The organism is Candidatus Dormiibacterota bacterium (assembly GCA_035635555.1).
Taxonomy (GTDB): Bacteria; Acidobacteriota; Polarisedimenticolia; order Gp22-AA2; family Gp22-AA2; genus Gp22-AA3.
The window spans coordinates 107,702-117,926 of the sequence record DASQAT010000003.1; the positions used below are offsets into that span (position 1 = coordinate 107,702).

The 10,225-nt window shown below is 67.1% G+C and carries 8 protein-coding genes and 1 pseudogene; 7 read left to right on the top strand and 2 right to left on the bottom strand.

Features of this window, described 5'->3' with window-relative positions; genetic code table 11:
- Both moaC and VEW47_01250 read right to left on the bottom strand, forming a co-directional pair.
- A pseudogene (gene moaC / locus VEW47_01245) lies at positions 1–483 on the bottom strand (cyclic pyranopterin monophosphate synthase MoaC).
- Positions 480–1,157, bottom strand: a complete 678-nt coding sequence (locus VEW47_01250; GenBank protein ID HYS03792.1) for a molybdenum cofactor guanylyltransferase — start codon at positions 1,155–1,157, stop codon at positions 480–482. The pseudogene moaC and the gene VEW47_01250 overlap by 4 nt, the downstream one beginning before the upstream one ends.
- Between VEW47_01250 and mgtE the strand changes: the two genes are divergently transcribed.
- The 7 genes from mgtE (at position 1,150) to VEW47_01285 (ending at position 10,039) form a co-directional block, all read left to right on the top strand.
- Complete coding sequence (gene mgtE, locus VEW47_01255; protein HYS03793.1) at positions 1,150–2,538, top strand: magnesium transporter; 1,389 nt, start codon at positions 1,150–1,152, stop codon at positions 2,536–2,538. The genes VEW47_01250 and mgtE overlap by 8 nt on opposite strands.
- A 22-nt stretch (positions 2,539–2,560) precedes the next feature.
- Positions 2,561–3,541: a HEAT repeat domain-containing protein gene (locus VEW47_01260; protein ID HYS03794.1), complete on the top strand. Its 981-nt coding sequence runs from the start codon at positions 2,561–2,563 to the stop codon at positions 3,539–3,541.
- Positions 3,542–3,815: 274 nt separating this feature from the next.
- Complete coding sequence (locus VEW47_01265) at positions 3,816–4,298, top strand: Rieske 2Fe-2S domain-containing protein (GenBank protein HYS03795.1); 483 nt, start codon at positions 3,816–3,818, stop codon at positions 4,296–4,298.
- 52 nt (positions 4,299–4,350) lie between these two features.
- Positions 4,351–5,136: a cytochrome b N-terminal domain-containing protein gene (locus VEW47_01270; protein ID HYS03796.1), complete on the top strand. Its 786-nt coding sequence runs from the start codon at positions 4,351–4,353 to the stop codon at positions 5,134–5,136.
- Between the two features lie 13 nt (positions 5,137–5,149).
- A complete protein-coding gene (locus VEW47_01275; GenBank protein HYS03797.1) occupies positions 5,150–6,277 on the top strand; it encodes a hypothetical protein in 1,128 nt (375 codons plus the stop codon).
- Between the two features lie 36 nt (positions 6,278–6,313).
- Entirely contained in the window at positions 6,314–9,265 is a 2,952-nt protein-coding gene (locus tag VEW47_01280) for a c-type cytochrome (protein HYS03798.1), read from the top strand.
- A gap of 78 nt (positions 9,266–9,343) precedes the next feature.
- Complete coding sequence (locus VEW47_01285) at positions 9,344–10,039, top strand: carboxypeptidase regulatory-like domain-containing protein (protein HYS03799.1); 696 nt, start codon at positions 9,344–9,346, stop codon at positions 10,037–10,039.
- Positions 10,040–10,225 lie beyond the last annotated feature (186 nt).

Below are 10,225 nucleotides of genomic sequence, written 5' to 3' on the forward strand. Positions count from 1 at the left end.
CCCGCTGCGGCCTCCGACCTTGCGCAGGAGGCGGATCGCCCCCAGCGTCATCCCCCGGTCGATCGCCTTGCCCATGTCGTAGAGCGTCAGGAGCGACGCCGTCACCGCCACCAGGGCCTCCATCTCGACGCCGGTGCTGAAGCGCGCCCGGACCCGCGACTCCACCTCGATCGTGCGCCCGTCGCCGCCGAAGCGCACTCCCACCTCGACGTGCTCGAGGGGGATGGCATGGCAGAGCGGGATCAGCTCCGAAGTCCTCTTGGCGGCGCTGATTCCTGCGACCCGCGCAAGGGCGACGGCGTCCCCTTTCGCCGCTCTCCGCCTGCGGATCGCGCGGTACGCCTCCCGGCTCATGCGGATCGATCCGGCCGCCACCGCCTCCCGGAGGGTGGGAGGCTTGGCGCTGACGTCCACCATGCGCGCCCGGCCGCGCGCGTCGACATGACTGAGGCGGGGGGTCCGGCTTCGGTCGGTTCGCTTCATGCCGGACTGGCCATCAACATTTTTTCAGCCTTCGCCAGATCCGCGGGGGAATTGACGTTCAGGAAGATCTCCTCCCCGCCGAAGGGAAGCAGCTCGTCCCCCTCGATGATCCGCGCTCCGACCTCCCGCAGGACACCGTGCACCGAGCGCTCCCCCTCGGCGAGCCGCCGCTCGATGCTCTCGAGGCACGAGACGGCATAGGCCGCCGCCAGGACCTGCATCTCCCCCGCCGCCCGCGGCACAACCGCCGCGTGGCGCTCGCACTCCCCTGCCAGATATCGCAGGAAAGCGGGGGGGACGAGCGGCAGGTCGCAGGCGAGCGCCACGACCACCGGCGTACCGCCGATGAACAGACCGTGCCGCAGGGCGTTGAGCGGCCCGAGCCGGCCATGACCGGCGGCCCCCTCGTCCTCGAAGCGCACACCTGCGAGCCCGGCCGCCTCCCGCGTCGCCCCGAGGATCAGCGGAACGCCCCCCGCGTCGCGCACAGTACCGACGGCGCGCTCCAGGAGCGTGCGCCCCGCGACCAGGACCAGCGCTTTGTCGCGTCCCATGCGCTCGCTCCGACCACCGGCAAACACGAGACCGGTCCACACGAGAGGCAGAATAGCACGAGGCTCGTGAAGCCCACGCGAACGCGCGGGGGCGGGAGTAGAATACCTCCCCGTGGCCACACCTCAGAGCCCGGCGCAGGCCTCCTCCGCGCCGCGCGGTGGACGAACCTTCACACACGTCATGCGGCGCTTCGTGCGTCTCGGAGCGCTCGACGACGTGCGCCGTCTCCTCGACCGGATGCACCCGGCGGACATGGTCCAGATCCTGCGCACGCTGGCGCCGGCCGAGCGCAAGGCGTTCACCGACGTCCTCCTGGCGCACGAGCGCGCCGGAGAGGTCCTGGCCGACCTTCCCGAGCCCCAGGTCGAGGAGATCCTGGTGCAGGTCAGCAACGAGCGCATCGCCTCCCTGGTGTCCCGCCTGGCGCCCGACAAGGCGGCGGATCTGCTCCGTCTCCTGTTCGAGGATCGGGTGGTCGCCATTCTCAAGCTGCTGGACGAGAAGACGGCCGCGATCCTGGACCGGCTGATGACCTACGGCCCGGAGACGGCCGGCGGCATGATGACCACGCGCTTCCTGGCCCTGGATCGGCACACCCGCGTCGGCGAGGCGGTCTCCCGCATCCGCTCGGAGCCTGAAGCGGAGATGGTCTTCTACCTCTATGTCGTGGACGAGACGCAGCGCCTCGAGGGGGTCGTCTCCCTGCGCCAGCTGGTCCTCGCGGGACAGGACCAGGAGCTGCGGGAGATCATGAACCCCAAGGCGATCCGGGTCCGCGTCGACACGCCGCGCGCCGAGGTGGCCGACGTGATCTCGCGCTACAACCTGCTGGCGGTGCCGGTCGTGGACGCCTCGAATGTCCTGTGCGGCATCGTCACCGTGGACGACGCCATCGACGCCATCACCGACGAGACCACCCGCGAGGTGTATCGCATGGCCGGCCTGAACACGGAGGACCGCATCGCCACCCCTCCGTATGAATCGGTCCGCCGGCGCCTGCCCTGGATGATCCTCAACCTCGCCACCGCGATTCTCGCCTCCTGGGTGATCTCGTTCTTCGAGGCTTCGATCGCCCAGGTCGTCGCCCTCGCCACCCTGATGCCGATCGTCGCCAGCATGGGCGGCATCGGGGCCACACAGGCGTCCACGGTCATCGTTCGCGGCATCGCGCTCGGCGAGATCGATTTCTCCTCGGCGCGCCGCGCCCTGCTCAAGGAGATCCTGGTCGGGATGACGATCGGAGTGGCGACCGGTCTCGTCATGGCCCTCACGGCCTTCGTCTGGAAGGGGAATCCCTGGCTCGGTCTGATCATCTGCCTGGCCATGATCCTCAACCTCCTGGTGGCGGGGGCCTCGGGGGCCGCGATTCCTCTCCTGCTCAAGTGGCTGAAGCTGGATCCGGCGCTCGGTTCGAGCGTCATCGTGACCACGTTCACCGACTGCTTCGGCTTCATGTCCTTCCTCGGGCTCGGCACACTCCTCCTCAGCCACCTGAAATGACCCCGGCCTATAATCGAGCGTGATGAACGAGAAGACGGGCGAGCCGACTCCCGATCTCAGGTCCGATCGGGATGTCCCTTCTGGAATCCACTACGACCCGGACCTGGCGGTGCACGAGCCGGCGGAGGTGCCGGTGGAGATCCCGCCGCCGTCCCGCCGCCGTTCCCCGCTCCTGCTGTTCCCGCTCGGTCTCGCCGGGCTTGCCGTCGTCGTCTACATCGTGTTCGGCCTGATTGCGAGCGAGGGGAAATCCCCCTCCGATTATCTGGACGAGATCCGACTGCGCCGCGCGGACGCCTGGGAGCCCGCGTTCCGGCTCTCACGCCTGCTCGCCGGAAACGACCCGGTGAGCCTCGACCCGCGTTTCGTGCCGGACCTGATCACCGTGTTCCAGTCGGCGGGCGACGACGACCCGCGTCTGCGGCGCTACCTGGCGTTGTCGCTCGGCGAGGTCCGCGACCCCCGCGCGGTCGAGCCGCTCGTACAATCCCTCCGGGACCCCGACGTGCAGACGGCGATCTACGCCGCCTGGGCCCTCGGGGCGATCGGCGACGCGCGCGCCTCGCCCGCCCTCATCCCCCTTCTGGACCACGAAGACGCGGGCCTCCGCAAGATCGCGGCCTACGCCCTCGGGACCCTCGATGACCCCGGGTCGATAGCGCCCCTGCGCGGACTCCTGCATGACCCGGTCGAGGACGTCGCATGGAATGCCGCCCTGTCCCTGGCCCGTCGCGGCGATCGCGCAGGGCTTCCGCTCCTCCTGCGCATGCTCGACCGTGCCTACCTCGACAGCGTGCGGCGGGAGGATGAGTCGGGGCGGCCCAGGGCGCTGACGGAGGAGCAGAAGGAGGACGCGATCCGGAACGCGCTGCGCTCTCTCGTCCTGCTGCGCGACACCGATCACCTGGACCTTGTGCGGGCGATCCGTGAGAGCGACCCCAGCCTCCAGGTCCGCCAGGCCGCCTTCGAGTCGCTGGCCCTGTTGCAGCCGTCCGGACGCTGATCCCCCGCGGTTCGGTATTGACAGTGCGGGCGATTCGGTCGAAGATAGCCCTCCTTTTGGGACGCCCCGCATTGATCGACCGGCTCGACGAGGCGTTGGATGGCGCGTCCCTGGTTGTGATTTTTTTCACGAACAGGGTCGGGGCTTGACCGACGACTCAAACAACACGACTCCAGGACAACCGGCGCCCCGGGCTGCCAGCCCGGCGCCACCCGCAGCCCCGGCGGCAAAGCCGTCCCCGGCCGCCCCGGCAAAGGCGCCGGCCGCGGCCGCAGTGACACGGCGCGGCTTCCTTTCGGTTCTCGGTGTTGCCTGGACCTCCTTCGCCGCGGCCTGCGCGGCCGGCACCATCGCCACCACGCGATTCATGTTCCCCAACGTCCTGTTCGAGCCCCCGCAGCAGTTCAAGGCCGGGCTCCCTTCCGATTTCCAGGTGGGCACGGTCGATCAGCGCTTCAAGGAGAGCTTCGGGGTGTTCATCATCCGCGACGAAAAGGGGATCTACATTCTGCGGGCGGTCTGCACGCACCTCGGCTGCACGCCGAACTGGCTCGAGGCGGAGAACAAGTTCAAGTGTCCGTGTCACGGAAGCGGGTTCTACCGCTCGGGGATCAACTACGAGGGTCCGGCACCGCGCCCGCTCGAGCGGTACCGGGTGGTCCTCGCCGACGACGGGCAGATCCTGGTCGACAAGACCAAGATCTACGCCCAGGAGAAGGGCGAGTGGAGCAGTCCCGAATCGTTCATGACCGTGTGAAAGCCGGCGGGCGCCCGCCGGTTCGGCGCGGCGCCTCGGGGGGATGGAGCCGATGGCGGGCCTGAAGAAGCTCTGGGACTACACGCGCAATACCCAGCTCTGGAACTCGATCTTCCGTCACGGTCCGATGGACACAGCCCGCAACCGCGGCCTGGTCGTCCTGACGAACGTTTTCCTGCACCTGCATCCCGTGAAGGTGCGCAAGAGCGGGATTCGACTGCGCTTCACATGGTGCATGGGGGGGATCACCTTCTTCCTGTTCCTCGTGGAGGTGGCGACCGGTCTCCTCCTGATGTTCTACTACCACCCGACCGTCGAGTACGCCTACGTCGATATCGTCGACCTGCGCGAGCAGGTGCCGCTCGGCGTGATGCGGGAGCTGCACCGCTGGGGCGCGCACGCGATGGTGATCACGGTGTGGCTGCACATGCTGCGCGTCTTCATGACCGGTTCGTACAAGCCGCCCCGCGAATTCAATTGGAACGTGGGCGTGCTCCTCCTGGTGTTGACGCTTCTTTTGTCCTTCACGGGCTACCTGCTGCCCTGGGACCAGCTCGCCATGTGGGCGGTCACGGTCGGCTCGAACATGGCCCGCGCCACGCCGCTCCTCGGGCACGAGGGACCCGGCGCGAGCCTTCTCAAGCTTGGCGACATCAGCCTCATCAATGCCGGAAACGACATGCGCTTCGCGCTCCTGGCGGGACGGTTCGTCGGGGCCGGGGCGCTCCTGCGCTTCTACGTCCTGCACTGCGTCGGGATCCCTGTCGTCGCCATCATCCTGATGGCCGTGCATTTCTGGCGCGTCCGCAAGGATGGCGGCATCTCGGGACCTGTTTGAGGACGACGAAGCGATGATCGAATCGCTCAAAATCGCCATCAACTGGCTGTCGGCGCCGCCGCGCTTCTTCACTCTCACGGTCGGAGCCTTCCTGGTCCTCATTTTTCCCGGCGAGCTGGGGCCGGCCTGGCTGCGGCGTCTCACCCGTCCGGTCGCGTCGGTGTACCGGGCGAGGGTCGGGGGGATCCTGTTCGCAGTGGTCGGGGTCCTGTTCCTGTTCTCCTGCCTCGACCCCAACTTCGCGCTCATCGTCCTGAAGCCGGACAACGTGCCGATCGCCGGGATGATCTTCCTGGTGGCCTTCTTCGTCTGGTTCGCGCTCAAGGAGGGCCGCCGGAACGACGCCCTCAGGACCGCGGGCCAGCCGATCGTCGAGAAGCGCGAGGCGGGGGACGGCAAGGTCATGGTGTGGCCCGACCTGGTGTACACCGAGTTCCTCTGCATGATCCTGTGGACCATCTTTCTGATCGTCTGGTCGATCTATCTCAAGGCGCCGATCGAGGAGCCGGCCAACCCCGCCAAGACGCCGAACCCGAGCAAGGCGCCCTGGTATTTCCTCGGGCTGCAGGAGATGCTCGTGTACTACGACCCGTGGATCGCGGGGGTCCTCCTGCCGGGGCTGATCATCGTCGGTCTGTGCGCCATCCCGTACATCGACAAGAACCCGAAGGGGAACGGATATTTCACCTTCAGGGAGCGCAAGCCCGAGATCGCCATCTTCCTGTTCGGGTTCGTGGTCCTGTGGGTCTGGCTGATCATCATCGGCACCTTCCTGCGCGGCCCCAACCAGAACTTCTTCGGCCCCTTCGAGTACTGGGACGCCCACAAGCTGGTGCCGCTCATCAACGTCGACCTGTCGCAGATCATCTGGGTCAAGTGGCTGCACATGTCCCTCCCCAAGAACCCGATCGTCCGCGAGGTCTTCGGGCTGACGCTGGTGGCGGCCTACTTCCTGGCGCTGCCGCCGCTCCTCGCGAAGCGCGCTTTCAAGATGTATTACGAGAAGCTGGGCCCCGCGCGCTTTCACATCATGGTGTTCCTGGGGCTGACCATGCTCAGCCTGCCGATCAAGATGATGCTGCGCTGGACGCTCAACATGCACTACGTCGTCACCGTCCCGGAGATCTTCTTCAACATCTGACGGAGGAGGGGGGCGCCCTCCCCTGCCGAGGTGGTCGTGCCGAAGCTGACAGACGAGACGCTGCGGAAGATGAGCGCGATGAACCTCCTGTTCGCGGCGAGCAGCCTCGGTCTGCTCGTGACGATGGGGTGGATGGTGTACGACGACTACAGCCGCGGATGGAAGACGTACCAGAAGAAATTCCAGCGCCTCGAGGCGGAGAAGACGCACGCCCAGATCGATGCCGCGGAGAAGGCCATCGACACGTCCACGCTGGACGCTCTCCAGAAGCAGCGCGCCGAAGCCGAGGCCGCGGCCGGGCAGCACGCCAAGGACCTCGAAGCGGCCCAGAAGAAACTCCGGGAGATCGAGTCGGTCGCCTACCGGGACGATCTGGGCTACCGGACCACCAAGTCCACCTTCGACGCCAAGAAGTTCGACTACGAGGAGGCGGCGCACCGCGCGCTGCCCAAGGCCGCCACGATCGAGAAGGACATGGACGCTCTGCAGAAGCAGCTCGAGGATCTCCGGGTCAAGGGGCTCCTGCACGAGAAGGAGAAGGCGGACGCCCAGGCCGCGATCGATGCGATCAACGGCCGGATCGCCGAGACCGACAAGAAGATCGGCGATCTGGAGGCCGGGGTCGACCGCCTGAAGAAGAAACTCGACAAGGTCGAGCCGACCGGCCTCATGAAGGTGGCGATCGACGTGCTGAACGCGCCGCTCCTCGACTTCGTCGCCCCGTCCCTGAAGATCCAGCAGGTCGTCCTCGACAGGGTGCCGCTCGACATCAACTTCGCACGGGTGCCGCGGGCCGATCGCTGCCAGACCTGTCATCTGTCCGCCGATCGGGCCGGCTTCGAGGACGCGGCCGAGCCGTTCCGAACGCACGCGAATCTGAACTTCTTCCTGGGTGGATCGTCGCCCCATCCGGTGGACAGGTTCGGATGCACCGCGTGTCATCGCGGCCGGGACCGGGCGGTCGACTTCCTGTACGCCGTGCACCAGCCGGACTCGGAAGAGCAGACGAAGACGTGGGAGAAGGAATACGGCTGGAAGCACGATCACTACTGGGAGCAGCCGATGCTGGCGCTGCGCCGCACCGAGGCCGCCTGCCTGAAGTGTCACCAGGGCGTGGTCAGCGTTCCGGAGGCGCCCCGCCTCAACCGCGCGCTCGAGATCGTCAACCGCTACGGCTGCTACGGCTGTCACAAGATGCGCGGCTTCGAGAACCGGCCCAAGGTGGCGCCGACCTTGATGCATCCCACCTCGAAGCTGACGACGGAATGGATGGGACGCTGGATCAAGAACCCGAAGGCCTTCCGCCCGTCGACCCGCATGCCGCGCTTCTTCGGCCTCGAGAACAACCAGGCGCCCGGAGACGCGGATCGCGAGGATGCGGAGATCACCGGGATCGTGGCCTACCTCGCCGAGAAGGCCGAGAAGCGGAGCTATCCTCCCCTCCAGGGACGGGGCGACGCGGAGCGTGGACGGAGGCTCGTGAAATCGATCGGCTGCATGGGTTGCCACGCCATCGAGAGGGACGACGTCCCGGCCGAGACCCTGCAGGCGCGGAACGACGGTCATGCGGCCGACCCGATCGCCTGGGAACGCCGTTTCGGACCGGACCTGTCGCGCATCGGAAGCAAGGCGAACCCCGAGTGGATCTATCAGTGGATCCTGAATCCCCGGCAGTACAACCCCGACACGCGCATGCCGAACCTCCGGCTGACGTCGCAGGAGGCGCTCGACATCACCGCCTTCCTGACGACCCTGAAGGATGACACCCCGTCGGAACGACGGGTCGCGCCGGTCGGACCCCGGCCCCAGGCGCGCGACGCCGCCCTGCTCGCCTACCTGTCGCAGCGGATGCCGCCGCAGGAGGCCCAGGCGAAGCTGGCGGCGATGACCGAACACGACAGGGACGTCCTGCTCGGCGAGCGCACCATCTCGCGCTACGGCTGCTTCGGATGCCACCTGATCCCGGGCTTCGAGAAGACGCCGCCGATCGGCACCGACCTGTCCGAGGAAGGCAGCAAGCCGGCCGACCTGCTGCTGTTCGGCTTCATGCAGATCGAGCACACCTCCCCCGCCTGGTTCTACCAGAAGATGAAGGAGCCGCGCTCGTTCGACCAGGGTCACGTCGCCGAGTTCTACGACCGCCTGCGCATGCCGCAGTTCGGCTTCAACGACGAGATGGCGGACGCCGTGACCCTGCTGCTGCAGGGCCTCACCAAGGAGAAGATGCCGCTCGAGAGCATGCGCCGCCTGTCGGCGCGCGATGAGGCGGTCGAGGCGGGCCGGCGCCTGGTGCGCGACTACAACTGCCAGGGCTGTCACATCCTCGAAGGGAAGGGGGGCGCCATCCGTGAGAGCATCGCGAAGAACCTCCAGGCGAAGGGGCTGTCGGAGGAGGAGGCGATGAACTCCGCCCCCAGCTTCTCGCCGCCGATCCTGGAGGGAGAGGGGGACAAGGTGCAGCCCGACTGGCTGTTCGCCTTCCTCAAGGGTCCGACTCCGATCAGGCCCTGGCTCGAGGTGCGCATGCCGACCTTCCAGCTCACGGACACGGAGGCCGACGCGCTGGTGCACCACTTCGCCGCAAGGGAGCAGCGGCTCTTTCCGTTCCAGACGCTGCCGCAGGAGCCTCCGAAGGGACCCGACCTGCAGGCGGCGCTCAAGATGTTCGGACCCGACTACTTCAATTGCTGGAACTGTCATCAGCAGGGGGCCCGCAAGCCGCCCGGCCCGCCGGAGGGATGGGCGCCGGACCTGACGCTCGCCTCACGCCGGCTGAACGCCGACTGGATCGCGCGCTGGCTGTCGAACCCGCAGAAACTGATGCCGGGGACCAAGATGCCGACCTTCTACGATCCGGACGACCCGAAAGGCTCGGCCCCCCCGGACGTCCTCGGGGGCGACCCGGAGCGCCAGATCAGGGCGCTGAGCGAATACGTCTTCACGCTGGGTCTCAGGCACGGCGGCACCTCCACGGGCGCGTCCCCCTGAGGCGCCCGCCGCTGTGCCCGATCCCGCATACGGGTTAGAATCGAACCGCCTGTCAGATTGAGGAAGGAGCCCAGGACCATGATGACGATCCGCACCACGGCAGTTCCCGCTCTGGTCGTGACCGCGCTGACGCTCGGTTCCGCCTTCGCCGGCGACATCGTCGGCAAGGTGAAATACGCCGGCACGGCGCCCACTCCCGCCAAGATCCAGGTCACCAAGGATCAGGCGGTGTGCGGCAAGGCGGAGCACATCGACGAGACTCTTCTCGTCGGCCCCGACAAGGGCGTCAAGAACGTGGTTGTCAACATCTCCGACCCCAAGGACGGCAAGAAGTACACGGCGGCGGCGAAGCCGACTCTCGATCAGAACGGCTGCAAGTTCGTGCCGCACGTGGACATCGTCCCCGCCGGGCAGGAGGTGACCATCGTCAACAGCGACGGCATCCTGCACAACATCCACACCTTCCCCAAGAACAACACGCCGTTCAACAAGGCGCAGCCCAAGTTCAAGAAGGAGATGCCGGCGACCTTCGCGAAGCCGGACATCATCCAGATCAAGTGCGACGTCCACTCCTGGATGGCCGGCTGGATCGTCGTGGCCGGTCACGCCTACTACGCCCTGACCGACGCCTCGGGCACCTTCAAGATCGATGGGGTCCCGGCGGGAACCTACACCCTCGAGTACTGGCACGAGAAGCTCGGGAAGCAGTCGAAGTCGGTGACGGTGCCGGCCACCGGCTCGGTCACGGCCGACTTCGAGTACGCGGCGAAATAGATCGGAAAATGCCCGACAAGCGTGTGGATGGGTGTCCGGATGAGGACGGGAAGGATGGACTCCTGTTCAGGTCCGACCGGACGCCGGTCTTCGGGAGGCGCGGCAGGGGCTCCGGTCAGGCGTTGCTGACGACTTCCTGAGTTTTCTCGCTCCCGGCACGGTTCTTTCTACAGGGAGTCTCCCCGC